This is a genomic window from Bacillus sp. HY001, assembly GCF_007558965.1.
Lineage (GTDB): Bacteria > Bacillota > Bacilli > Bacillales > Bacillaceae_G > Bacillus_A > Bacillus_A mobilis.
Window position 1 is genome coordinate 92,778 of the sequence record NZ_VLTE01000011.1, and the last position, 26,372, is coordinate 119,149.

Annotated in this window: 25 protein-coding genes; 21 read left to right on the plus strand and 4 right to left on the minus strand. The window is 36.8% G+C overall.

Annotated features, from left to right (window positions below):
* The first annotated feature begins 86 nt into the window (after positions 1-86).
* Together FOT98_RS08280 and FOT98_RS08285 are read left to right on the plus strand one after the other, a co-directional pair.
* Positions 87-1,793: a peptide ABC transporter substrate-binding protein gene (locus FOT98_RS08280; RefSeq protein ID WP_063262487.1), complete on the plus strand. Its 1,707-nt coding sequence runs from the start codon at positions 87-89 to the stop codon at positions 1,791-1,793.
* Between the two features lie 107 nt (positions 1,794-1,900).
* Positions 1,901-2,620: a class I SAM-dependent methyltransferase gene (locus FOT98_RS08285; RefSeq protein WP_063262488.1), complete on the plus strand. Its 720-nt coding sequence runs from the start codon at positions 1,901-1,903 to the stop codon at positions 2,618-2,620.
* A 40-nt stretch (positions 2,621-2,660) separates the two neighbouring features.
* Here the strand turns inward: FOT98_RS08285 and FOT98_RS08290 are convergent, their stop codons facing one another.
* Positions 2,661-3,053, minus strand: coding sequence for a hypothetical protein (locus FOT98_RS08290; RefSeq protein ID WP_063262489.1), 393 nt, complete (start codon positions 3,051-3,053; stop codon positions 2,661-2,663).
* Between the two features lie 135 nt (positions 3,054-3,188).
* Between FOT98_RS08290 and FOT98_RS08295 the strand changes: the two genes are divergently transcribed.
* The 5 genes from FOT98_RS08295 (at position 3,189) to FOT98_RS08315 (ending at position 9,918) form a co-directional block, all read left to right on the plus strand.
* A complete protein-coding gene (locus FOT98_RS08295; protein ID WP_063262490.1) occupies positions 3,189-3,524 on the plus strand; it encodes a hypothetical protein in 336 nt (111 codons plus the stop codon).
* Between the two features lie 71 nt (positions 3,525-3,595).
* Positions 3,596-3,934 carry a VOC family protein gene (locus FOT98_RS08300; RefSeq protein ID WP_063262491.1) on the plus strand — a complete coding sequence of 113 codons (339 nt, stop codon included), beginning with the start codon at positions 3,596-3,598 and terminating at the stop codon, positions 3,932-3,934.
* Between the two features lie 256 nt (positions 3,935-4,190).
* Entirely contained in the window at positions 4,191-6,290 is a 2,100-nt protein-coding gene (locus tag FOT98_RS08305; protein WP_063262492.1) for a vWA domain-containing protein, read from the plus strand.
* Positions 6,291-6,363: 73 nt separating this feature from the next.
* Positions 6,364-9,726: a tubulin-like doman-containing protein gene (locus FOT98_RS08310; protein WP_063262493.1), complete on the plus strand. Its 3,363-nt coding sequence runs from the start codon at positions 6,364-6,366 to the stop codon at positions 9,724-9,726.
* A gap of 57 nt (positions 9,727-9,783) precedes the next feature.
* Entirely contained in the window at positions 9,784-9,918 is a 135-nt protein-coding gene (locus tag FOT98_RS08315; RefSeq protein ID WP_001116178.1) for a hypothetical protein, read from the plus strand.
* A 79-nt stretch (positions 9,919-9,997) separates the two neighbouring features.
* On the opposite strand, the gene FOT98_RS08320 is transcribed toward FOT98_RS08315, so the two are convergent.
* The 3 genes from FOT98_RS08320 to FOT98_RS08330 are packed head-to-tail and all read right to left on the minus strand — an operon-like array spanning position 9,998 to position 13,767.
* Positions 9,998-11,134 carry a Ger(x)C family spore germination protein gene (locus FOT98_RS08320; RefSeq protein ID WP_063262494.1) on the minus strand — a complete coding sequence of 379 codons (1,137 nt, stop codon included), beginning with the start codon at positions 11,132-11,134 and terminating at the stop codon, positions 9,998-10,000.
* The gene (locus FOT98_RS08325; protein ID WP_063262495.1) at positions 11,135-12,232 is read right to left on the minus strand and encodes an endospore germination permease; all 1,098 of its coding nucleotides are present in this window, start codon (positions 12,230-12,232) and stop codon (positions 11,135-11,137) included.
* Positions 12,229-13,767, minus strand: a complete 1,539-nt coding sequence (locus tag FOT98_RS08330) for a spore germination protein (protein WP_063262496.1) — start codon at positions 13,765-13,767, stop codon at positions 12,229-12,231. The genes FOT98_RS08325 and FOT98_RS08330 overlap by 4 nt, the downstream gene beginning before the upstream one ends.
* A 448-nt stretch (positions 13,768-14,215) precedes the next feature.
* Between FOT98_RS08330 and fdhF the strand changes: the two genes are divergently transcribed.
* The 14 genes from fdhF to FOT98_RS08400 all read left to right on the plus strand — a co-directional run bounded on the left by fdhF (position 14,216) and on the right by FOT98_RS08400 (position 26,345).
* Positions 14,216-17,155 (plus strand): formate dehydrogenase subunit alpha, encoded by a 2,940-nt coding sequence (gene fdhF, locus FOT98_RS08335; protein ID WP_063262497.1) that lies wholly within the window; start codon positions 14,216-14,218, stop codon positions 17,153-17,155.
* A gap of 12 nt (positions 17,156-17,167) precedes the next feature.
* Positions 17,168-17,650 carry a helical membrane plugin domain-containing protein gene (locus tag FOT98_RS08340; RefSeq protein ID WP_000729894.1) on the plus strand — a complete coding sequence of 161 codons (483 nt, stop codon included), beginning with the start codon at positions 17,168-17,170 and terminating at the stop codon, positions 17,648-17,650.
* 116 nt (positions 17,651-17,766) lie between these two features.
* Positions 17,767-18,111, plus strand: a complete 345-nt coding sequence (locus tag FOT98_RS08345; RefSeq protein ID WP_000039580.1) for a Na-translocating system protein MpsC family protein — start codon at positions 17,767-17,769, stop codon at positions 18,109-18,111.
* Between the two features lie 16 nt (positions 18,112-18,127).
* Positions 18,128-18,925 carry a formate dehydrogenase accessory sulfurtransferase FdhD gene (gene fdhD / locus FOT98_RS08350; RefSeq protein ID WP_063262498.1) on the plus strand — a complete coding sequence of 266 codons (798 nt, stop codon included), beginning with the start codon at positions 18,128-18,130 and terminating at the stop codon, positions 18,923-18,925.
* Between the two features lie 20 nt (positions 18,926-18,945).
* Complete coding sequence (gene moaA / locus FOT98_RS08355; RefSeq protein ID WP_063262499.1) at positions 18,946-19,962, plus strand: GTP 3',8-cyclase MoaA; 1,017 nt, start codon at positions 18,946-18,948, stop codon at positions 19,960-19,962.
* A gap of 200 nt (positions 19,963-20,162) precedes the next feature.
* Positions 20,163-20,942 (plus strand): formate channel, encoded by a 780-nt coding sequence (locus FOT98_RS08360; protein WP_061678487.1) that lies wholly within the window; start codon positions 20,163-20,165, stop codon positions 20,940-20,942.
* 24 nt (positions 20,943-20,966) lie between these two features.
* Entirely contained in the window at positions 20,967-21,983 is a 1,017-nt protein-coding gene (locus FOT98_RS08365) for a molybdopterin-synthase adenylyltransferase MoeB (RefSeq protein ID WP_063262500.1), read from the plus strand.
* 18 nt (positions 21,984-22,001) lie between these two features.
* Positions 22,002-23,285 carry a molybdopterin molybdotransferase MoeA gene (gene moeA / locus FOT98_RS08370; RefSeq protein ID WP_063262501.1) on the plus strand — a complete coding sequence of 428 codons (1,284 nt, stop codon included), beginning with the start codon at positions 22,002-22,004 and terminating at the stop codon, positions 23,283-23,285.
* A gap of 156 nt (positions 23,286-23,441) precedes the next feature.
* On the plus strand, positions 23,442-23,906 hold the full coding sequence (moaE, locus tag FOT98_RS08375; protein WP_063262502.1) for a molybdopterin synthase catalytic subunit MoaE: 465 nt from the start codon (positions 23,442-23,444) through the stop codon (positions 23,904-23,906).
* Between the two features lie 4 nt (positions 23,907-23,910).
* Complete coding sequence (moaD, locus tag FOT98_RS08380) at positions 23,911-24,147, plus strand: molybdopterin converting factor subunit 1 (RefSeq protein WP_063262503.1); 237 nt, start codon at positions 23,911-23,913, stop codon at positions 24,145-24,147.
* 60 nt (positions 24,148-24,207) lie between these two features.
* Positions 24,208-25,257, plus strand: a complete 1,050-nt coding sequence (locus FOT98_RS08385; RefSeq protein WP_061678482.1) for a P-loop NTPase — start codon at positions 24,208-24,210, stop codon at positions 25,255-25,257.
* A 15-nt stretch (positions 25,258-25,272) separates the two neighbouring features.
* Positions 25,273-25,497, plus strand: a complete 225-nt coding sequence (locus FOT98_RS08390) for a hypothetical protein (RefSeq protein ID WP_063262504.1) — start codon at positions 25,273-25,275, stop codon at positions 25,495-25,497.
* Positions 25,498-25,539: 42 nt separating this feature from the next.
* Entirely contained in the window at positions 25,540-25,938 is a 399-nt protein-coding gene (locus FOT98_RS08395) for a nucleoside triphosphate pyrophosphohydrolase family protein (RefSeq protein ID WP_063262505.1), read from the plus strand.
* A 158-nt stretch (positions 25,939-26,096) separates the two neighbouring features.
* Complete coding sequence (locus FOT98_RS08400) at positions 26,097-26,345, plus strand: DUF1294 domain-containing protein (RefSeq protein WP_016086864.1); 249 nt, start codon at positions 26,097-26,099, stop codon at positions 26,343-26,345.
* The last annotated feature ends 27 nt before the right edge of the window (positions 26,346-26,372 follow it).

Below are 26,372 nucleotides of genomic sequence, written 5' to 3' on the forward strand. Positions count from 1 at the left end.
TTAATTGGTGAAAAAGTATTAATAACTAAGTTCATAGAAAATCTCTCAAAGTTAGTTTCGTACATATAATTGGGGAGGGTACAAGAATGAAGAAAAAAATGAAAAAACTAACGGCAGTTGTAGTGCCAGTTTTAGCAATGAGTATGGCGTTAACAGCATGTTCTTCTGGATCTGGTGGGGAGAAGAAATCGACTACAACGTCTAATAATGGCGGGGAAGAGAAGAAATCTGATATAAAATATGCAGCGAAGCAAGTGCTAAATCGTACAGAAACGAATGAAATTCCGACGATGGATACTTCAAAAAGTACAGATACACTTGGCGCACAAATTTTAGGGAATACGATGGAAGGTTTATATCGCCTTGATAAAGATAATAAGCCAATCCCTGCTGTAGCAGAATCTAGCACGAAAAGCGAGGATGGGAAAAAGTATACATTTAAATTACGGAAAGATGCAAAATGGTCAAACGGTGATCCAGTAACGGCGAAAGATTTCGTATTTGCATGGCAACGTCTCGTAGATCCAAAAACAGCTGCTGAGTATGCATTTATTGCTTACTATATTAAAAATGCAGAAACAATTAATCAAGGAAAAGCAGAAGTTGCTACATTAGGTGTAAAAGCGACAGATGATTATACGCTTGAAGTGGAATTAGAAAGACCAGTACCATATTTCTTGAACTTAATGGCATTTGCGTCATACTATCCATTAAATGAAAAGTTCGTAAAAGAAAAAGGGAATAAATTCGGTTTAGAGTCTGATACAACAGTATATAACGGACCGTTCGTTCTTACTGATTGGAAACATGAGCAAGGCTGGAAATTAAAGAAAAATGAGCAGTATTGGGACAAAAAGACTGTAAAACTAGAGGAAATCAACTATAGTGTAGTAAAAGAACCAGCTACTCGGGTGAATTTATACGATACAGGAGCGATTGATTTCGCCCTTTTATCAGGAGAATTTGTTGATAAGTATAGAAATAATAAAGAAGAGTTTGGTGCGTATTCGGAAACAAGTACGTTTTACTTACGTCTAAACCAAAAACGTGGCGGGCAAGATACACCGTTAAAGAGCAAAAAATTACGTGAAGCAATTGCATTATCAATTGATAAGAAAGCTTTAGCGAATGTCATTTTAAATGATGGTTCAAAACCAGTGGATTACTTAGTACCAAAAGGTTTAGCGAGTGGACCAGATGGTAAAGATTTCGCAGAAACGTTCAAGAATGGTTTAAAACAAGACACTAAAAAGGCAGCAGCAGCTTGGGAAGAAGCGAAAAAAGAACTTGGAAAAGATCAAGTAACAATTGAACTGTTAAATTATGATACTGGTAATGCGAAAAAGGTTGGGGAGTATGTAAAAGATCAAGTTGAAAAAAATCTAAAAGGCGTGACAGTAAATATTAAACTGCAACCATTTAAGCAAAAGCTGAAATTAGAATCAGACCAAGATTATGATTTTTCATATGGTGGCTGGAATCCGGATTACGCGGATCCAATGACGTATCTTGATATGTTTGAAACGACAAATTCTCAGAACCAGATGAGCTACTCAGATTCAAAATATGATGACATTATTACTAAAAGTAAGACAGAATGGATGGCTGATGCAAAAAAACGTTGGACAGAGTTAGGGAAGGCAGAGAAATTGTTACTTGAAGATGATGTAGCGCTTGTACCTTTATACCAAAGTGCTAAATCATATGTTATGAAACCAAATATAAAGGGAATTGTGAAACATAATATTAGTCCGGAATATAGCTTCAAATGGGCGTATATTGAAGAGAAATAAAAAAGAGAAGAGCATTTTCAAGTTGCGGTATTAGAGCACTTGAAAATGCTTTTTCTATGCACTTTTATTTCTTCCCCGAATATATAAAATAAAAAAGGGAGAATCCCATGGAACGAAATACTTACATCGATTTCCTAGCTTATTATGGAATAGGAAGTGCTCATCCTGGTGGCTTTACGCTAACAAAACAATTGTTGGCGCAACTACCTTTTCGATTTGGAGCGAATGTCCTTGAGATAGGGTGCGGTACGGGGAAAACAGCGGCATATATGACAAAAGAATGTGGTTATAAAGTAACGGCGGTTGAAAAGAATGAGATTATGATTCAAAAGGCGAAAGATAGATGGTTAATTGAAGGACTAGACATTCAATTAATTGAAGGGAATGTAGAGCAATTACCTTGTTTGCATAATTCATTTGAGTTCGTACTCGGAGAATCGATACTCGCTTTTACAGAGAAAGAAAGGGTTATCTCGGAGTGCTATCGTGTATTACAGAAGGATGGCAAGCTTGTTGTCATTGAAATGATTATTGATAGGCACATTGAGAAGAGTGAGGAAGAAAAGATTGCCCGATTATATGGGATGAATGAACTATTAACTGAGAATGAATGGGTACAATTATTCCGGAAAGCAAAGTTTAAAAGAATTACAATTGCTGGCGGTGGTACAATTGCAGAAACGATCTCGGGCTATATAGAAGAGCCAGAATGGAATGTATCCTCGCATATTCCAAATGAATTATATGCGGCATGGGTACAGCATGAAAATGTACGACTTATGTACCAACATATTTTAGGTCATCGTATTTTTATATGTGAAAAATAAATAAAAAGAGTTGGCTAAAGTTAGTCAACTCTTTACTATGTTAAATGAAAAATAATGCAGCTAATGTAATTCCGAAGATGAAACCAAATCCGAGTTCAACGCCCCATCCACAACCGCCGCCTCCCCAGCCGCCGCAATTACCGCAACCACGACCGCCACATCCACAGCCGCTGAATCCACCACCACCACAACCAAATCCACAGCTATCACATCTACTAATGCCGCCGCAAAGATCACAGCCACCGTTTGCATAAGCATCATAGTATCCAAATCCTGTATCAAAAGATGAGCGCTGTTGCACTGGTTCAATCCATACAGAGCTTTTTGTCACATCAATTATTTTACCTAAATGAATGCGACCATCACGATCTTCAATTCGAACGACTTTACCGAAATAACGTTGGCACGTATCATAGCATTTTTGTCTATGCATGTTCTTTCCTCCTTCTCCATTACAGTAATACGATATGTAAGGGGGACAAGTGCGGCTTGTACGAATGCCCTATCTATCATAATTGTTATAGGAAAGGGGAAATATAGGAGAAGGATATATAAGGAGGAAAAGGCAATGAAATCTACAGATCAGTTTCAGACATACGAAGTACCGTGGGAAGAATTTATTGAAGCATTGCGAGAGGAAATGAAGAAGCAAGTAGGGGCAGATATAATTGATACAGTAGTTTGCAATTTAGAAGATGGCTTTGAAGTGTATACATATGTGCAAGGGGATTTGGATTTTGAATATAAGGAAGCACTTGAAAGAAAATACGGAAGCGATGCAAAAACTCCTAATGTGTTAACAATTATGTTATTAGCTAGTATTTATAGTGCGAGTGAAGAGAATATACGCTTGCATGCGGATAATAAAGATAATCCGGTTGTTGAAGTGTATGTGAAGAAATGAAACACGCTGTGAAAGGCGTGTTTTTTATTTTTATGATAAAATGTTAGAAAATTAAGAAAAGTGGTGATAGTTTGGAAATTAAACATCTTAATTTAACAGTTTCAGATGTAGTAGCTGCTAGAGAGTTTTTAGAAAAATATTTTGGTTTAACTTGTAGTGGAACAAGGGGAAATGGCTTTGCGGTTTTGCGTGATAATGATGGGTTTATATTAACATTAATGAAAGGGAAAGACGTACATTATCCACAAACATTTCATGTAGGGTTTCCTCAAGAGAATGAAGAACAAGTAAATAAGATGAATCAAAGATTGCATGCGGATGGCTTTTTGGTCGAACCTCCTAAGCATGCACATGCGTATACGTTTTATGTTGAAGCACCTGGTGGATTTACAATTGAAGTGATGTGTTAATTCAAAATCAAACTTTTTGTTATGTGTTTTCAATATGAAAAGTAGGAAAAGTCTGTTTTAAGTGTAGAGCTTAAACAGGCTTTTTTACTTATAGTATCGGATAGAAAACGCTAGAAGGAATCATATTCAGTTTATATAACTGTTTACATAATAAAGTTATGCCATGTTAGTTGTCCTAAAATACAAGTCATATATCTTGTTTCCTCTCATAAATTTAAACATAGGAATTTGTCTACAAAGGTGGCGAAGCCTCATCATGAAAATTCGAATTTGTGCCACATTCATGTTGTTTCTATTTATATGGTTACATCCTTTTTGGACTTTTGCAAAAGGAGAGGAGGCAAAGGAAAGGGTCGTTTCACTTGTATATGATGATTCGGGCAGCATGAGAAATAACGATCGCTGGAAATATGCCAATTACGCTTTGCAAAGTTTAGTTGCGCTATTAGATGAAAAAGATAAATTTTCGTATGTTCCAATGAGCAAGCCGAATGATCCATTAAACATTTCGTTAACGAAGGATAAGAGACAAACAGAAATTGAGGGAATTGGGGCATGGAAAACGTATTTAAATACTCCGTTTAGCGCAGTAGAAACGGCGATGCAATCTATAAAAAAGGAAGCAGATATAGATGGAAAACGTGAATTTTGGCTTATTGTCTTAACTGACGGGGCATTTAATGATTTAGAGAAAGATAAGGTTGGCGGGAAAGAACAAATCTTGCAGAAGTTAGCACAGTTTAAGAAGGATATGGATGCAAAAAAAATATCGCTACATCCAATTTTAATTACGATGGAAGAGGATTTAGGACAGCAAGAAAAGGCACAACTAAATACGTTTAAAGAGATATGGAAGAAAGAGATAAACGGAGTAGCGATGCCATCTAGTGGAGAGGATGGTATTGTAAAAAGCGTCAATCAAGTAGCTGCATTAGTTGCAAATCGTGATCCGTTCTCTTCTGTTGAATCGATTGTAAAAACGAAAGTAGTAGGGAAGAAAGTAGAGATTACAACACCATTTCCATTAAAGCGTATGACGCTTGTACGACAATCGCCTTCTTTGTCTAATTATCAGGTCACACAAATTTCTAAACCGTTACAATTCCAATCTTCCTATTCCATACATGCACCAGGAGAAGCGAAATTATTCGGAAATATAGTTCATATCAGTACGGAAAATCAGGAAGTTATTAAACCAGGAACTTATACGATAGAGGTGGATCGAGACATTGAGAAAGAAGGACTACAAGTACTAGTTGAACCAGCGCTTAACTATACTGTTTCTACTTATGACAAAGATGATCGTAGTCAAAAAAATGTGGAAGAAATGTACGAAGGTGTTACTGCTGTTATTGAAGCGAAGCCTACCGAATTACCAATTCAGTCTTCATATTTTCAGGCAGAAGTAGAAATAGACGGAAAACAGTACCAGATGAAGTGGGATGATAAAAAACATGTATTTTACTACGAAACGAAGATTGATAAAGGGTTAGTGCGCGGGAAAGTTCATATGAACATAAAGGGATTTTACAGACAGACGAAAGAATTTAAAGTCGAAGTAACGGAAAAACCAAAATTATCACTGCAAACTATTACGAAAGATTATGAAGAAAAAGTAACAAATTTAGAGAATAGTAAACCCTTTATTATACAACCACAGTTAGATGGTAAGCCGATGACAGAAGAGGCTGTAAAGAGACTAATAAAATCTACTGGTGTCACATCTAAACAATCAATCAACTATGAAATCAAACAACATGGTAATCAAATTTATATTTATCCTCGACCTCATTACTCCGACACATTCAATTTTACAGATACCGGCACCGTAGAAGCTACCATCGCAGTGCAAGATTCAAAATTACAAGAAGTAAAGAAAAGTATTTCACTTCATATTCAAAATGCACCATTTTATGAAAAATATGCGCTTATCTTTAAGTTTGTTATTCCTATCACTTTATTACTGTTAATAGTAGGAATAATCGTTTTAGGATGGATTGTTCGCCCAAGATTTCACCGGAAAGCACTATTGTATTACGAATGGGATCAAGAGGTAGCGAAAGATTGGTTATATCAATCTGAACCAGAGTTACTTAAAAATAAATGGTGGAAGCACTATTTTGGCATTCCGTTTAGGGCAGAAAGAAAGACTGTGCAATCTGTTACGTTTATAGCAAAGAAAGGATCGAAATCAATATTTGTAGCGAAAGAGTCACAAGTAGTAGGAATGATTATTGATGGGATGTTTATAACAGAGGATGAGGTTGGAATGGAGCATAAGACGCTATATCCAAATGAACTTTTAGTAATTGATAGAGGATATGGTAAAGAGATTTACAGGTACGAGTGTGAATAGTAGATAGGGCAAAGAGGGGGATTTTAGCTTGTCCTCCTCTTTTCAAACAAGCAAGAATAGGAAGGTGGTTCACATGACGTTACAAGTTCCAACGATATTAATTGGTTTAGGTGGAATCGGTAGTACTGTAACACATCAAATATATGAAAGACTACCTGAGGAGCGCCGGAAAAAGGTAGCAATGCACGTATTTGATACAGATGTGAATACATTGAGTAAATTTGATCATATTCGAAAGTTTAAAACACAAACGAGTTCAAGTAAAACGCCAAGAGAGTATATTGCGGGAGATCCAACGATTCCAGAATGGTTTCCAATGGACCCGACTATACTTGATAAACCACTGACGGAAGGGGCAGGACAGTTACGCGTCATTTCCCGTTTAGCGTTACGTGCTGCGATGAAAGAAGATAAATTGACATCCTTTTGGCAAGAAATCGAGAAGATTTTTCCGGTTACAAGCGATCAAACGGAATATGGAGTACGTGTCATTATAGTAACGTCACTAGCGGGCGGAACAGGTTCAGGGATGTTTCTACAAATTGCATTATATTTACGTGAAATGCTTCGGAAAAAACTGCAGCATCACAACATTTTAATACGTGGTGCGTTTCTAATGCCTGACGTTTTAGTTAAGACGAGAACGGTTAGTGCGAAAGAGTTTGAAACAGTGCAAGCAAACGGCTATGCCTCGTTAAAAGAATTACATGCCATTACACTCGGTTCTACGGGGGAATTATCAAAACGCGGTGGCGTCACGATTGAATTAGAGTATCGTCCTGATCAAGTAGATGAGGATGGGAGAACGAATCATACGATTAAACAGCATCATTTACCGTACAATTATTGTTTCTTATACGATTATGAAAACTTACATGGGCACCATCTACACAATTTATCAGATTATATGGAGCAAATGGCAAATACGATTTATTTACAGTTATTTAGTCCGATGTCTGCAAACCATTTTGCGCAGGAAGATAATCAAATTCAGCAATTAGCAGAATCGAGCGGGAAAGGACGATATTGCGGGGCAGGAACGGCAAAGATTATTTATCCGTATGAGCACGTGTTAAAATATTGTGCTTTAAAATGGGCAGTGCAAGGTTTAGATGAATCGTGGCTTCATTTAGATCAACTGTTTCAAGAGAAGAAACAAAGATATGATCAAGATGTAAAACGAGGGATGCAACGTGAAAAGCCAGAGCGTGGGAAAAGTTATTTAGAAGACTTAGAACATCTTGCTACTCGTCCGGAGCAGGCTCATATTTTCTATAGACAAATGTACAATGAAACGCGTGAAGGAGCAGAAGGTGGTAAGGTTGGTGTAGCGAAATCTAAATTATTTTTAGAAGCTGTAGAAAGTTATGTACAGCGTACGGTGCAAAAAGATGAGGAATTAAACCGTCTGCAGCATGAGTGTAAAATTTCGGCTGCGAAGCTGAAAATGATGGAGCAAATGAAAGGTGAAGTAGCAAGAGTGGATCATGCGGTTCGTTTATATGCGTATGCGATTCCGAGCCGCGTACATGAACATGTAACGACACTTTTATATGACATGATTGAATCAGACCGTTTTTCACCAAGTGGTTCTGAAGGCCAGTCATATCAACTAAATACATGGTTTTTAAAGAAAACAGATCCTGTTCATCCAGTATCAGCTCGTTTTATGTTGTATGAAATTCGAAAGCAGTTAGTAGAGAAAATGAATCGTTTACATGAAAATAATGAACAAAAGCGTAATTTAATTCAAAACTACGATAAGAAATTTAATGTAAGTAATATTGATGGAACGGTAACTGCTGTTCGCCGAGTAGAAATCGCGCAGCAACAAGGCTGGTTTGGAAAAATGATAAATAATCAGCAGCGTTTATTTAAAAAGGAATTTGAAGATATTGTAACGCAGTACGTACACAAGTTAAACGAGTATCGTAAAGAAATGCTATTAGAACTCGTGTATCAATCACTATATCAAGCAGTTAATAAAATGATTCAATATTGGGAAAGGTTTTTTGATAATTTACACGAAACACGTGAAAATTTATTGTTCGAAATTCAAAAACGAAGCAAGGAATTTGAAGGGAAAACAAACCCAACGAATGTATACGTATTAGCGGAAGAGAAGTTACAAGAAAAAATATGGCAAGATATGCAGCAACATTTAAATTTAGGAGTATTACCGAAAGATATATCTGCGGAAATTTATATGAGTTTATACGGGGAATATTGCCGGGATGCGAAAACAGAAGAGATTCAATCGAAAAAGGTAGAAGACTTTTATCGTGAGCACATACTAAGTTATTGCTACGATGAATTACAAATACGCTATCGCGATAAGTTAGAACTGAATATCGTTGAGGCGTTACGAAAAGAAGCGGATTATAAGAAGCGTGATCGTGATGAATACGTCCGTGAAAAAATTGAAGACTTGTTCCATTTAGCTAGTCCATTTGTGCCGAAAGTTTCACATCATAGGGAATTACAATATTGGGGTATACATCCATCTTTAAAGAAAGAACTACAAGAGGAATTAATTCAAGAAATGTTTAAAGAAAAAGATACAGTACATGAAGCTTTTTCTCCATTTGAAGTCATTTGTTATCGTGCGCATTACGGTTTATCGTTGCAAGACTTTCCTAAGCTTTCGTCTGGACACATTGCAAATGGATTTATGAATGATAAAGGTGATTATTTTCAGTCATACTATCGCCGTGTAAACAAGTTGAATAGTAAAAAATCTAGTTTAACGCCGCATTTAGATAAGTATTGGCACTTACCAGCATTCATGCCAGACTTAAATGCAACACAAACGAAGTTAGATTACGATAAATGTAATCGAGCTCTTCTATACGCGTATATGTATCGCTGGATTAGTTTAGTTGCTGTTGATGGTCAGTTCGTGTATCAATATAACGGTGTTGGGCGTAGCTTCTTAATTCAGTCGATGGGAAAAAATATTTCAAGTGAAAGTTACAAATTACACAGGGCATTGCTTCATAATCCGTTTATTTATGAAAACATCTTGTCCAGATTTGAAGAAGAACAAGAAAAAGCGATGATACAGGGCGGACATTTATATACACATCCGTTCGTATTAGGTGCTCAAGATATTAGATGGCTTCGTAAAGAGCATGTCCATAATATTTTAGATATGATTTTAATGTATGACCGTGAAGCAAAATATGACCCAACGCTAGAAGAAACTTCTGATGAATTATTAAGGCTATTTCTTGATGAAATTGAGTTGTATTTCCAAAACTATTACGGTACAGGTGCCGATATGGTTGCAAAGAAAGAGAAAGAAATGTTTATTAAACAATTGTGGGATCGTTCGTATGCGAAAGGTTATGTAGACCCAAATAGTGCTCCTTATAAAAAGTGGCAAAATTTATTAAGCGTTTATGATGAAGAGGAAACACCAAAAACGAATGTTTAATGAATGAAAAGGGAATCCTTAAAAGTGGCAATACAACTTTAGAAAAGAGGGATTCCGATGCCGTTTTTAGGAAGTGTATATCAAATATTTGGATTGTATCCAGAAATTTATTATGGAATGATTTCAGCTGAACTTGCGGAGCAGCAAAGATTGGAACAAGCGGAAAACGAAGAACCAGAAACAGAAGCGTAACTGTATAAGAAGTTTCAAAATAAAAATGATAACACGCTGCTTACTCTTTACACGTATAAGAGTAAGTAGCGTGTTTTTACTATTTAATGATCCCGTTTTCTAAAATTTTAATAGTAGGAGTTACTTTCACATTAGCTTTTGAAAAGGCACTTGGCCAATCATCTTCGACAGTTTTCCATTCTTTATATTGAAACGCTCTCGCATAATCACCAAATCCAAACGGATCAAGTTGCTGCTTTTGAATGTTGTAGATTAAATCGTTTAAATCTTTGTTTAGCTGTTTTGTAATAAGAGAGGTTAATTTCTTTCTATCTTTGTCTATATCCATGTTGAATGTAAGTTCAGATACGGAAACTTTAAAATCCATTGCAATATTAAATTTGAAGTGGTTATCGTTATAATTTGTGTGAATGTCACGATTCATGCTAAGAACATTTATTGTTACGAAATCTTTGCCTTCTGTATCTTTTAAATCACTATTACTTTCAACTTGAGTAGAAGGGATCTTCATTGTAAGAGAAACTGGTGTATTGGCCTTCTTTTGTAATAGAAGAAGGAGGGCACTTTCATATCGATTTAAAGACATCTTATAGATTCCGCGAGAAGTTAATAGTGCGGAACCGGTAACGATAATATCTTTTTTTCCTTTTTTTATTTCTGAGATAGCAGGTGTTATACCTTTATTAAAAGTTTGCCTATGAAATTCATGGAATGTCGTAAACGCGGTTCGATTGTATAGTTTGTTCGTATTAATTAAATCTGTTAAATATTCAGGAAGTGCAGGCTTATCCTTGAAATTATTATATATAACAGAAGAAATTGGACCGTCAACTGCAACCATGCGCATATTTCCAGTATTTTTAGGGTCGCGATACCAAACATCAAGGTAAGGCATAGCGCCTTCTTGTTTTAAAAACTTCGTGCTAAATAAAATGAGCTGTAACTTTTCTGTAGATACTAAACCGCTACTTGAACTATTAAATGTTGCTTTTGCTTCTCGAGGGGTATGTACTGTCGCTTCATGAGTTTCGTATTTTTTCTCCACATCTTCATTAAAAATAGGGTTTACGTGGTACACAATTAATTTTCCTTTTGCTTTTGCATCAAACCCATAAATTAATGAAATGGATTGTTTTTCTAAGTCGAGCCGATCTCCTCCACATCCTGTTAAAAAGGTTATGAGAAAGAAAAATATAGTGAAAATAAAGCGCCTCATTTAAATTCTTCTCCTTTTCCAATGCTGATAAAGTGTCATGTATAAGAGAAATACGACTGGGAATAGAAAAACGATAAAATAACTTGCAGTTCCCCAAAATTCTCGCAATGCACTTATTTGATACGAGGATGGGATGTAAAAGAATAAAACGAAAACACACCCAAATAGTAAAAACCAAACAGGTAATGAACTCTCTTTTTTGTTAAGTAATTGATTGATTCCATCTGAAGCAGTGAAAATATAGGGAATGCAAGAATCAAAAATAATGAAGAGATAAAATGACAAAAAGATAATTTCAAACCGTTCCAGAAATGAAAAGTGAAAGGGTGTAACAAGAGAAAGAGTGGGCCATAAAAACTTTGTTATACCATCCGGGCTAAAATAAACAAAAGAGACGAACGTGACTTGAAGATAAACAAATAGCGTAATCAAATTCGCAAGAACGATCCCTTTTTTGGCAGATGACTTATTACTGAGATAAGGATAAAGGACAAATGCAAATTCAAATCCGAGAAACGCAATAATAGTTGATTTTACTGTGTTGAAAACGGGTATCCATCCCTCTTTCAGGAGAGGAAGAAGATAAACCCAATGCCCGTCTTTAAGTGGGATAAATAATAATAATGGCATCCAGAGTGTAAAGAAGACAGTAAAAACAGCATAGCGGCTAATAATAAGAACACCTTTACATGCGAGCATAAGCATTGGAATAGATAGTAACATCATAATTAAAAACATTGGAGATCTAGGTAAAATCCAAATGTGAATAACGTATAAGAGGGAGAATATTAAAGAAACAGCTGCAAGTACAGCATATAAAATCCAAAGCAGCATCGCGATTTTTCCTAGCCATTTCCCAAAATAACGTGTTAACACATCAAGTAAAGAATAACCAGGATGATTCGCCATAATTTGTATAATACAAAGACTTACACAAGTAGTTATAGCCCATCCAATAATAATTGACATCCAGCCATCGGTATTCGCTCCTTGTGCAACTTCACGTGGAAGTGTGAGTACACCAAATCCAACTTGAACACCACTAATTGTTAGAATGTATTGAAATAAAGTAATCTCCCTCTTTGCGCGATTTGTCACTTCTTTTCCTTCCTTTCCTTCATATCTCGTTGTCGGTTTTCTTGTTTCAAGTTAAGAGAGAGTGGTCGTTTTCTCATTATTTTCCATGGGGAACGTATGAGAATGTCTTTTAAATCCGAAGCAAATGACGGAGAGAAAGGACTACCATATGGTACACCAAGTGATTCCATAGAAAGAATATGGATGATGATAACTGCCATCCCGACCATAATGCCAATGACACCAAATAAAGAAGCGATTACCATCATTGGGAATCGAAGAAGCCGAATTCCTGCCGACATTTCCATGTTAGGAATGATGAAAGAAGCGACTGCAGTAATAGATACGACGATAACCATAACGTTACTTACGATTCCAGCTTGAACCGCGGCTTGTCCAATGACAATCCCCCCTACGACGCCGATTGTTTGTCCAACGGGACCAGGAAGCCGAACCGCAGCTTCGCGGAGCATTTCAAGTACTAATTCCATCAAAAGTGCTTCTAATATAGGAGGAAAAGGAATTTTAGCTCGAGATTCTCCAATTGTTAACAATAATTTAAGGGGAATCACTTCATAATGAAAGGAAATCATAGCAATATAAAGAGCTGGTGCAAATATTGCAATAAATAATCCGGTGAAACGAAGTAATCGAATGAAAGATGGAATCATTGGCCTAAAGCTGTAATCATCTATCGTCTGAAAAAAAGCTGAAAAAGTCATAGGTCCAATTAATACGCCTGGTGAGCGATCTACAACAACAGCAATTCGTCCATCCAGAATGTGATGGGCCGTTGTGTCAGGGCGTTCAGTGATAGATAATTGAGGAAAGAGAGTATAGGAATTATCTTCAACAAATCCTTCTAATTCTCCGGTAGTAAGAATGGCATCCACTTTAATGGATTCGATACGGCATGCCATTTCTTGTACGACATCTTCGTTTGTAATGTCTGCTAGGTATAGCAAAAAAACCTTTGAAGTAGCTCGTTCACCAACAGTGAATTCCTTCACTTTCAATTCGCGATTTGGAATATATCGACGAATAAGTGCAAGACTGTCGCTCGCTACCTCATTAAATCCTTCGTGCGAGCTTTTTATGGAAGTTTCTGTAGTCGGTTCTTCAATACTTCTTTTTGGTGCGGATTGCGTATCTAGTTCTAAAGCTGTAAGTTGTCCATTTATGAATAAAATGCTTTTTCCATGTAAAAGGGACTGCTCGATGTCTGCCCACTGCTGAACTTTCTGTATATTCCCGATTGTAACGGAGGATTCCCAAAAATCGTCCTCATTCCACTCTTTAAATAGGAGGGGGCGGAGAATATCAATGTTAATAACAGTTTTATCGACAAGTCCTTCCATATATATAAGTGCAGCTTCTTTTCCGTTTTTTAACGGAAAAGTGCGTGTAATTAATTCTGGAATACCGCTAAACAGTTTGGACAAGTGCTTTAGATTAAGGGAAAGAGAAGAAGAAATAGATTTTTTTAATTGGTGATCAGCTTGCTCTTGTGCAGAAAAAGATTTTTCACCACGTATCCATTTATTAAAAGACCCCATTTGTTCGCTTACTCCTTGTCATGTATTATCCCACTTTAATGGGCAGTAAGACCCCCATCTCAAAATACAGCGAAAGCAAAGAATTTAGATGGGGGATCAACTGCCCATAAAAGTCCGATTGGTTCAACTAATAATCAGTGGGGGATGAAGAAAACCCCCACTGATTAAAGTTTCACTTTATATGGGTTATTATGGATAGTTCTATGCGGACATATGCGTAGTTTAAATTTTATATTGTATATTTTTAGTTTTAACGCTATAATTATAGTGTTAAAGATGGAATCGTGATATGACCTGTTATGAATCTATCGTTTTATTTATGAATAAATGGATTGGTATTTTAGCAAGATGTGCTAATAAACTACTCCACCATGATAATAACGTGCCGAAATGTGGTGCGTATATTTTCGTGGTGGAGTTTTTTTATTCTCAAAAAGGGGGAAAGACCATGAATAACAACATGGTTCATATTACAATTGACGGAAAAAAGTATACAGCGGAGCCTGGTTCAACGATATTGGGTGTTATTAATGAGAACGGGATTGAACATCCGCAAATTTGTTACGTGCCAGAAGTAGATCCTATTCAAACATGTGACACTTGTATTGTAGAAGTTGACGGAAAGTTAATGCGCTCTTGTTCGACAGTGGCGACGGAAGGTATGAATATTGAACGTAATTCTACTCGTGCAAAAGAAGCACAAACAGAGGCGATGGATCGGTTACTAGAAAATCATTTATTATACTGTACTGTATGTGATAACAACAATGGGAACTGTAAGCTGCATAATACAGCAGAACTAATGGAGATTGAACATCAAAAATATCCTTATGAACCGAAAGTAGATGTAAGTGAAGTTGATATGACGCATCCGTTTTATCGCTACGATCCTAATCAATGTATTGCATGCGGTCAATGTGTTGAGGTATGTCAAAACTTACAAGTAAATGAAACGTTATCAATAGACTGGGAAGCGGAACGCCCACGAGTTATTTGGGATGAAGGAGTCGATATTAATGATTCTTCATGCGTGAGCTGTGGTCAATGTGTAACCATTTGTCCTTGTAATGCTTTAATGGAGAAAACGATGCTCGGTGAAGCTGGATTTATGACGGGATTAAAACCAGATATTCTTGAACCAATGGTAGATTTAATTAAAGAAGTTGAGCCTGGATATAGCGGCATTTTTGCGGTATCAGAAGTGGAAGCGGCCATGCGTGATACTCGTACGAAGAAAACGAAAACAGTTTGTACATTTTGTGGTGTAGGTTGTTCATTTGAAGTGTGGACGAAAGGGCGTAAAATCCTTAAAGTACAGCCTTCTTCTGATGCGCCAGTTAACGCAATTTCTACTTGTGTAAAAGGGAAATTCGGTTGGGATTTCGTAAATTCTAAAGAAAGAATTACAAAACCTTTAATTCGTAAAAATGGAACATTTGTTGAATCTACATGGGAAGAGGCACTAAATGTAGTTGCAAGTAAATTAGGATCTATTAAAGAAGAATACGGTAAAGATGCTATCGGTTTTATTTCTTCATCAAAAATTACGAATGAAGACAATTATGTTATTCAAAAATTAGCTCGACAAGTATTTGAAACGAATAATATTGATAACTGCTCACGTTATTGTCAATCACCAGCGACAGACGGATTATTCCGTACAATTGGTATGGGCGGAGATGCAGGAACGATTAAAGATATCGCAAAATCCGGTCTTGTTATTATTGTAGGTTGTAATCCGACAGAAGGTCATCCTGTTTTAGCTACACGTATTAAACGTGCGCATAAATTACACGGACAAAAATTAATTGTCGCTGATCTGCGTAAAACAGAAATGGCAGAGCGCTCAGACGTCTTTATTAGTCCAAAACAAGGAACAGATCAAGTATGGTTAATGGCTGTTACGAAATATATGATTGATCAAGGCTGGCACGATCAACGATTTATTGATGAGAATGTAAACTTCTTTGAAGATTTCAAAGAGAGTCTGACAGAATATACACTTGAATATGCAGAAGAAATGACTGGTATTTCAAAAAAAACACTTATTCAAATGGCTGAAATGATTCGTGATGCAGATGGTACATGTATCCTTTGGGGTATGGGCGTAACGCAAAATACGGGTGGTTCTGATACTTCTGCTGCGATTTCAAACTTACTTCTTGCAACAGGTAATTATCGTCGTCCAGGTGCTGGTGCATATCCACTTCGAGGTCATAATAACGTACAAGGTGCTTGTGATATGGGTACTTTACCAGGATGGCTTCCAGGATATCAGCACGTTACTAACGATATGGAGCGTGCGAAATTTGAAATGGCTTACGGAGTGAAAATTAATAGTGAACCAGGTCTTAATAATATTGAAATGCTTCATGCAATTGATGAAGGGAAAATGAAAGCTATGTATCTTGTTGGAGAGGATATGGCTCTTGTAGACTCTAATGCGAACCATGTACATGAAGTGTTATCAAGCCTTGATTTCTTCGTTGTGCAAGATGTTTTCTTATCTAAAACTGCTCAATATGCAGATGTTGTATTACCGGCAGCACCGTCTCTTGAGAAAGAAGGTACTTTCACAAATACAGAGCGCCGTGTACAAAGATTGTATCAAGTTCTTCCTACGCTTGGAGATGCGAAGCCAGACTGGTGGATTGTGCAGGAGATTGCGAATAAATTAGGTGCAAACTGGAATTATAGTCATCCAAGTGAAATTTTTGCTGAAATGGCAAGTTTATCACCACTATTCTCACAAGCAAATTATGAAGTACTTGAAGGGTGGAATAGTTTCCATTGGGGAAGTTTTGATGGAACAAATACACCACTTCTGTTCCAAGATGGATTTAACTTCCCAGATAAAAGAGCTCGTTTTGCGATTGCTGATTGGGTACGTCCAGCTGAATTCCCAGCGGAGTTCGATCTTCACATTAATAACGGTCGTATGCTTGAGCATTTCCATGAAGGGAATATGACAAATAAATCAACAGGTATTCAAACGAAAGTACCGGGCGTTTTCGTTGAAATTTCTCCGGCGCTTGCAAAAGAACGTGGAGTGAAAACAGGTTCATTAGTTCGTCTTGTCTCTCCTTTTGGAGCATTAAAATTACGTGCGCTTGTAACAGACCGTGTAAAAGCGAATGAGTTATATTTACCGATGAACTCTACAGATAATGAAACAGCAATTAATTTCTTAACAGGTCCTGCAGTTGATACGCGTACGAACACACCTGCTTATAAACAGACGAAAGTGCGTATGGAATTGCTAGAAGTTGATGGCGAAAATCCGATGCCAAAAGCGAACCCACGCAATAAAAAACGTCACCCTCAAGCTGGTATTGAGGTAGATCGTAAGTGGGCACGTCCAGGGTATGTGCATTTAACGGATAAGTAGGAGGAGAAAAATATGGCTGCACCTATAAAAATGATTCAAAAACAAGAATTAACTGAGGAAGAAATAAAACAGCAAAAATTAGATGATTTAAAAGAACTTCTAGCTAATAATGAAGAAGCTTTAAATCAAATGTTTAATATTGTCGGTGAATTAAATGACATCGGAATGCTAGAAGCCGCAAATTCTATGCTAAAAGCGAAAGAACCAATCGCAAAAATCGTTCTTGGCCAAGTGACTCGTGAGCCTGTTACAAATTTAATTAATAATATGATGGGTGCTGCAGGTGCTTTAACAGAACTTGATCCGGAACTTACGAAAAAGCTTATAGGTAGTTTATTAGTAGGACTAGAAGAAGGTAATGAACATCTAGAGAGTAATAAAAAAGTAGGGGTATTCGATCTTATGAAAGTATTGAAAGACCCAGACATTAACCGTGCTATCGGGTTTGGGCTTCATTTCTTAAAAGGTATGGGTAAAGGGTTAAAAGACGAATAATCTTCATGAAGTGAATCTTTTCGCCCAAATGTTTGTACGAAATATTTTGGGCGGAAGACTCATTTTGGTAAAATATATAATAAAGTAAAATGAGGATTTTTTGGAGGTATAATTGTATGTCAAAAAAAGTACATGAATTTAATGATATGATACGAAAACTTCGAAAGGAACTTTTCGGAAAAGGACCGGAACGAATTCATACTGTTTTTGCTGAAAATATGGCGATTGCGACCCTTTACGGAAACTTAACACCTACTGAAAAATTCATTTCAAGTACGATGGACGGTGCGGAAATGGTTCATTTGGCTAGAACGAAAATGATTCAAGAAGTGTATGCTGCGAATTCCCGTGAACATTTGGAGGAACTTGTTGGAGCGAAATTAGTGAATTTATTTTCAGATATGAAAGTAGAAGAAGATATTGCAGTTTCGGTATTCGTTTTTGATAAAAATATAACGTGAGAGAAGGATACTGATCGTGAAACCGATACAGGTAGAAAGAGAAATCTTTCGTTATGAACAAGGGGCGTTTAAACATATAGAGGACAGCATTGTAACAGAGTTTCCAGTCACGATTAAAATGAACGGACAGGAGTTTGTTACAATGGTTAGTACTCCAGAATATATAGAAGACATGGTAATAGGCTTCTTAGCATCTGAAGGAATCATTCGGAAGTATGAAGATATTGATGACATATGGGTACAAGAGAAAGAAGGATTTGTACATGTCACAACGAAAAAAGTGAACCTGTATTACGAACAAATGCAAAATAAACGTTATATTACTTCATGCTGTGGTATGAGTAGACAAGGGTTTGTTTTTGCGAATGATGCACTAAGCGCAAAAAAAATGAATGGCGTCCATGTACAGGTTGCTGCAGAAGACTGTTTTCGATTAATGAAAGAAATGCAGCAATCTGCAGAGACATTTCGTCATACAGGTGGCGTTCATAATGCATCTTTGTGTGATGTGAATGCTATTATTTTAAGCCGAATGGATATCGGTAGACATAATGCATTAGATAAAATTTACGGTTATTGCTTAAAAAATAATATTTCTATAAGTGATAAAATCATTGTTTTTAGTGGTCGTATTTCTTCGGAAATATTATTGAAAGTTGCAAAAATTGGTTGTGAAATTATACTCTCAAAATCAGCTCCAACTGAGTTGGCTTTGCAGCTAGCAGAAGAATTAGGTATTACTACGATAGGATTTATTCGGAATCAATCCTTAAACGTATATACACATCCAGAGCGTGTTTTAAATATAAAATAAGTAAAAGCGAGGCAATAAATATGAAATCTGTCACATTAGACAAACTACAACGTCCTTTAAAGGATTTACGTATTTCTGTTACTGATCGCTGTAATTTTCGCTGTCGTTATTGTATGCCAGAAGAAATATTTGGTCCTGATTATTCGTTTTTGTCTAATGATAAAATTTTATCTTTTGATGAGATTGAAAGGATAACACGTATTTTTGTTTCTTTAGGTGTAAGAAAGTTACGAATTACGGGCGGAGAACCGTTACTTCGAAGAGGTCTTCCGCAGCTTATTGAGCGCCTTAATAAAATAGATGGTGTGGAGGATATCGGTTTAACAACCAATGGATCGTTACTTAAAAAGTTTGCTCCTGATTTATATAAGGCAGGTTTATCACGTGTGACAGTTAGTTTAGATTCCTTAGAAGAAGATCGTTTTTTCTATTTGAATGGTAATAGAAGCAAAGTGCAAAGAGTTCTAGAAGGAATACAGGCTGCAGCTGAAGTTGGTATGAAAATTAAAATAAACATGGTCGTTCAAAAGGGAAAAAACGAACAGGACATCTTGCAGATGGCACAATATTTTAAGGAAAATAAGCATATTCTTCGTTTTATTGAGTATATGGACGTTGGGAATTATAACGGTTGGGAATTAAAAGAGGTCGTCTCGAAACAAGAAATAGTAGATGCGATTCATCAAGTTATGCCATTAGAACGGATAGAAGCGAATTATGCAGGTGAAGTTGCGACTCGCTATCGTTATATTGGAAGTAGTGAAGAGATAGGTATTATTTCATCCGTAACAGATTCTTTCTGTTCCTCATGTACGAGAGCCCGTATTTCTGCAGAAGGAAAATTATATACTTGTTTGTTCGCTTCTAAAGGAAATGACTTGAGAGAACTACTTCGATCTGGATATACTGACGATGAAATAACATATATCGTACGTGATATATGGAACAACCGAGAAGATCGTTATTCAGATGAACGCTTAAGTCATACTAGTAAAAAAAGAGCGCCTAAAATTGAAATGTCACATATTGGTGGTTGATATATAAGAGTGACGCTTTGATGAAGTATATACAAAATGGGAAATGTGCAACGGTTGTAGATTTTCTATTTTATAGTAAAAGTGATGATTGATATCTCTGTAAAAGATGTGCAGAGAAATTAAGCAGCATTCAAAAACCTGTATTTTGAGGAGGTTTTTTGAAGCTGCTTTTTTATTTGGAGAAAATGGAGGAATTGGTAATGGCATTTCATAAACCGGAACAAATTGCTGAGCTTGTAATTGAGGCCGGTGTCCAAAAAGTAAGTCAGACGTTGCCAGCAATGCTTATTCTCGGTTTTTTAGGAGGAGCGTTTATTTCGTTAGGTTTTTTGCTTAATATTCGCGTTTTAGGTAATTTACCAGAGCGCTGGGGTAGTTTAGTCAATATTGTAGGAGGAGCGGTTTTTCCTGTTGGATTAATGCTCGTCGTATTAGCAGGAGGAGAGTTAATTACCGGAAATATGATGTCACTTTCTATGGCACTTTATGCAAAGAAAATTACATTGGTAAGTGTACTAAATAATTGGGTTTGGATTACTTTCATGAATTTCGTTGGAGCTATTTTTGTTGCGTATTGTTTCGGTCATCTTGGCGGATTAACAGAGGGAGATTATTTAAATAAAACGGTAGCGATAGCAGAAGGAAAGTTACATGAAACGTTTGGGAGAACTTTAATTTTAGCGATTGGATGTAATTGGCTCGTTTGTCTTGCGCTATGGCTCGCTTATGGGACGAGTGATTTTGTCGGAAAAATAATCGGAATTTGGATTCCGATTATGGCATTTGTAGTGATTGGATTTCAGCAGGTGGTAGCAAATATGTTTGTTATTTCAGCAGTTATTTTTGCAGGTCATCTGACGTGGATGGATCTTGCTAGAAATTTTGTTCCTGTTTTTATCGGAAATGTAATTGGAGGAGCTGGATTTGTTGGATTCGCTTACTTTGCTTGTTATCAAAAACAACATTCTAATATGAAATAGAGTTCGTGAGAGGAAGGGTATGTAATGGCTGAGCGGTATTCACGACAACAGTTGTTCAAACCGATTGGGAGTAAAGGACAAGAAAAAATTCAAAATAAACATGTGTTAATTGTAGGAGCAGGCGCATTAGGAAGTGCGAGTGCTGAAAGTTTCGTACGTGCAGGTATTGGCAAGTTGACGCTTATTGATCGTGACTACGTTGAATGGAGTAATTTACAAAGGCAACAATTGTACTCTGAAGAAGATGCAAGAGAGAAAATACCGAAAGCAATTGCTGCTAAAAATCGGTTAGAGCGAATTAATTCGGAAGTACACATAGATGCTTTCGTAATGGATGCAAGTGCAGAAAACATGGAAGACCTATTAAAAAATGTAGATGTAATAATTGATGCAACAGATAATTTTGATATTCGATTTGTAATAAATGATTTATCACAAAAACATAAGATTCCGTGGGTATACGGTTCTTGCGTTGGATCGTACGGTATGAGTTATACGGTTATGCCGCAAGAGACACCATGTTTACATTGTGTGCTGAAGAGCGTTCCTGTTACAGGTGTGACATGTGATACCGCTGGAATTATTAGCCCGACTGTGCAAATCGTCGCAGCATATCAAGTGGCGGAAGCATTCAAAATTTTAGTAGGAGATTTCGTGGCAATTAGAAAAACATTTTTCATGTTTGATATATGGAGCAATCAGAACCATTTTATAAAACTAGGGAAAATCAAAACAGACGATTGCCCTTCGTGCGGCTTAAATCGAACTTATCCTTATTTATCATATGAAAACCAAACGAAGGTAGCTGCTTTATGCGGAAGAAATACAGTACAAATTAGGCCGGTAGAAAATAGAAAGTACGATTTTGACGATATAGAAAAAGTATTAAACAAACTGGGGAAAGTAGATCGGAATCCGTATTTACTATCTTGCCAACTAGATGATTACCGCGTCGTTATTTTTCGGGATGGTCGTGTTTTCATTCATGGTACAAATGATATTTCGAAAGCGAAACAATTATATTATCGCGTATTCGGTTAATAGAAAGGGTTGTCAATAATGGAAAGAAGAGTGCCAATTACGGTTGAAGAAGCTGTTCGTAAAGTAATGGGATTTGCTAATGAGGGATTAAGGGAGCTGCTACCTATTGAATTAGCTTACGGGCGTATATTAGCGGAGGATTTAGTAGCTGACCATGATGTTCCTTCATTCAATCGTTCACCGTATGACGGATTTGCTATTAGAGCAGAAGATACGAATGTAGCAAGTTATGAAACGCCAATTGTGTTTGAAGTAATTGGTGAAATTGGTGCGGGATCAATATTCCACGAGAAAGTAGGTCCGTTTCAAGCAGTTCGAATTATGACGGGAGCGCAAATTCCGAATGGGTGTGATGCGGTGGTTATGTTAGAGTTGACTCGTCAATATGAGAAAGCTGGCAACAATTATATGGAAGTGAAGCGATCATTCAAAACGGGCGACAATATTTCTTTTCAAGGTGAAGATGCTCGTAAAGGAACGGTTCTTGCAAAAAAAGGATCATACATTCATCCAGGTATTTCAGCTCTTCTTGCTACGTTCGGGTATAGTGAGGTGCCAGTGGCGAGAAAGCCTGTAATTGGATTGTTAGCGACTGGTAGTGAATTACTGGATGTAAATGATTCACTACAGCCAGGGAAAATCCGAAATAGTAATACGTATATGATATTGTCTCAAATTCGAAGAGCGGGCGGCAGAGTAAAATATTTCGGGAAGTTTAGCGATGATTTTCATACATGTTTCACAGCTGTAAAAGAAGCGTTAAGTCAAGTGGATATGCTCATTACAACAGGCGGTGTATCAGTAGGGGATTACGATTATTTACCAGCTATTTACGAAAAGTTAGGTGCCTCTGTTCTTTTCAATAAAGTTGCAATGCGGCCAGGGAGTGTTACGACTGTAGCGCAATTAAATGGCAAGTTATTATTTGGTTTATCAGGAAATCCATCTGCTTGTTACGTAGGATTTGAATTGTTTGTAAGACCTTGTATTCGGACGTATATGTTTATTGAAAAAGCACATATGAAAAGAGAAAAAGCGTTATTAGGAGAAGATTTTCTAAAACCAAATCCATTTACAAGATTTGTGCGAGCAAAACTGACATATAAAGAAGGGCAATTAATTGCTTATCCGTCAGGGTTTGATAAATCTAGCTCGGTTTCTTCCCTAGCAGAGACAAATATATTTATTGTACTTCCAGGTGGTACGAGAGGGTATAAAAAAGATATGTTCGTAGATATTCTCTTGCTAGAAGATAATGAAGGTAGTGAATGGCCTGGGACATTTTATAAAGTGAAACTTTAATCAGTGGGGGTTTTCTTCATCCCCCACTGATTATTAGTTGAACCAATCGGACTTTAATGGGCAGCCCGACCCCCGCCTAACTTCTTTGCTTTCGCTGCATTTTGAGGTGGGGGTCTTACTGCCCATTAAAGCGGGATAAAGTGAGAGGTGTTTCTAATGGGACAAGCACTATTTGAAATTGTAGATATACCGATTTTAGTTGAAGAAGTAACGAATAAAGTCGCAAGAAGAGAAGCAGGTGCAATTACAACATTTATTGGTACGGTGAGAGAACTTACAAAAGGAAAACGAACGCTACATTTAGAGTACGAAGCATATAAACCGATGGCGGTAAAACAACTTACAAGAATTGGTGAAGAAATAAATGAAAAGTGGCCGGATGCAAAAGTAGCAATTACGCACCGTGTAGGGCGGCTAGAAATCATGGATATTGCGGTAGTCATTGCAGTTTCATCACCGCATCGTAAAGTAGCGTATGAAGCGAATGAATACGCGATTGAACGTATAAAACGAATCGTCCCAATTTGGAAAAAAGAATTTTGGGAAGATGGAACGATGTGGATTGGAGATCAACTTGAAAATACGGCATATCCAGAAGGAAAACCGAAGAAGGAAGAATGAGAAGATGATTACAATTTTATTGTTCGCAAATTTGCGTGAGGAAGTCGGATCGGACCGATTCGTAATTTTAGAAAAACAAGAAATGACAGTTCAGCAATTAAAAGAATGGCTGAAAGCAAGTTATTGTTTACAATCGCTTGATAAAGTGATGGTGGCTGTGAATGAAGAGTTTGTAACGAATGAAGAGATGATAAAAGCTGGAGATATAGTCGCATTAATCCCGCCTGTTAGCGGGGGATAAAAAGCTTTTTCGCCAAGAAAATGTTGTATATAAATTCGAATACGAGAAGGGATGAGTGCTATGATTACGCAAGAACAAATAATGAACGCATTAAAACATGTAGAGGATCCGGAGTTACACAAAAGTATTGTAGAATTAAATATGGTTAGAAATATACAAATGAATGGAACAGAGGTTAAACTTGAAGTAGTGCTAACGATTCAAGGTTGTCCATTAAAGGCAAAAATTCAACAAGATGTGGAAGAGTCTCTTCATGCAATTGGTGCATCTAAGGTAGATTTGACATTTGGTTCTATGACACAAGACGAACGAGCTGCGCTAACAGAGAAGTTAAAGAAAACTACGAGAACAGAAACTGGTATGCCGAGCATGCTTCGCCTTGATTCAGGGGTAAGATTTATTACTGTAACGAGCGGTAAAGGTGGAGTTGGAAAATCAACAGTGACAATAAATCTTGCAACTGCTTTAGCTCGTATGGGCAAAAAGGTAGGGATATTAGATGCAGATATATATGGCTTTAGCATTCCGGCTATGATGGAAACGAATCAAAAACCGACGATGATTGATCAAACAGCAATTCCAGTCGTTAGTCACGGTGTTAAAATTATGTCGATGGGATTTTTTACGGAAGGAAATAACCCGGTTATGTGGCGCGGACCGATGTTAAATAAATGGATTCAAAATTTCCTTGCGAATACGCACTGGGGAGAATTAGATTATTTACTTCTTGATTTACCACCTGGTACAGGAGATGTTGCTATTGATGTTGCAGCGATGATCCCACAGGCGCAAGAGATTATCGTTACAACACCACACAATGTAGCTTCGTTCGTAGCATCTAGAGTAGGTGTTATGGCAAAACATACGAAACACGAGATTTTAGGGATTGTAGAAAATATGGCTTATTATGAAGAACAAGATGGATCAAAAAACTATCTCTTCGGAAAAGGTGGGGGCGAAATGCTTGCAGAACAATTGCAAACAGAAGTGATCGCGCAAATACCTTTTGCAAAACGAGAAGAAAATAACGGTTCATCTGTATATGATGAAGACTCTTTTGTAGGAGAAGTGTTTACATCGTTAGCGGAGGATATTATTTATAAAGGATAGAGGGGGAAGTTTAGTATGGCTTGTAATATTGATCATTCTATGGAAGATGTAATGAATAAGCTTGAAAGTCAAAAAAAATTTTTACCGGAAGTGATTTTTAAAGAGGTAAAGGGATTTTTGCAAGGGAATCATTCACAGGAAATATTAAATGATGTCTTTCATCTTCTAAAGAAGTATGACTTAGTTAGTGAAGAAGAACGAGAGATGAGAAATACTCAATTATTGCTGATTATAAAATAAATACGCTTTGGCTTTTGTTTTTTTGCAGAAGGGGTGAATGTAATGAATATGAAAAAGATGATTGAAATGGTAGAAGTAACTAAAGTGACCGACGAAGAATTATCGATTTCTACTTTACATCAAAAGCTTGTGAAGCTGTATAGTCAAAAAGATAGTGCAGAGTATACGGAGTTATTAAAATATATTTTATCATTATCCGTGCATCTGAAGCTGAATCTCGTATTGAAATACTTTGGTGTGCGTCCGGTTGCTGCTGCAGATGAGCGTATGCAATTTCAAGAGATATTTAAATGTTTAGCTAACAAAGATGAAAATGGCGAATGGTTTCTAAATTTCGTTTCTTTATATATAGGACTAATTGTAGTTCTTCATTTTGATGAAAAAGAGATTGAGAGAAGTTTTTTCGATGAAATGGTAGTGGGTGAAGGGAATGAAATATAAAGTTCTGCTCATAACTTCTTTCTATTTTATTGCTTTAACTGCGATTTTTGTGGGTTATGTAAATATGAAGGTGACTAGTTAATAAAAAGCGTTCTTCAGTTGTTTCCGTCGTTTTTTCATGTTACCATTAAGCGAATTTTTCATAGGGAGAGAAAGCGATGAAATGGATTTATTTTATTATTATTAACGTTATAGCTTTTAGCCTTATGGGGCTTGATAAACGAAAAGCGAAGAAGAAACAGTGGAGAACACCAGAAAGTACGTTGTTTTTATCAGCGGCAGCTGGAGGCGCAGTTGGTGCGTGGATTGGTATGTATATGTTTCACCATAAAACACATAAAAAGAAATTTGTTTTCGGTATACCGTTACTTGTCGTTATAACAGTATGTTTACTTTTTGCTGTATGAGAAATGTCGAAAGAATTGCAGATTGAT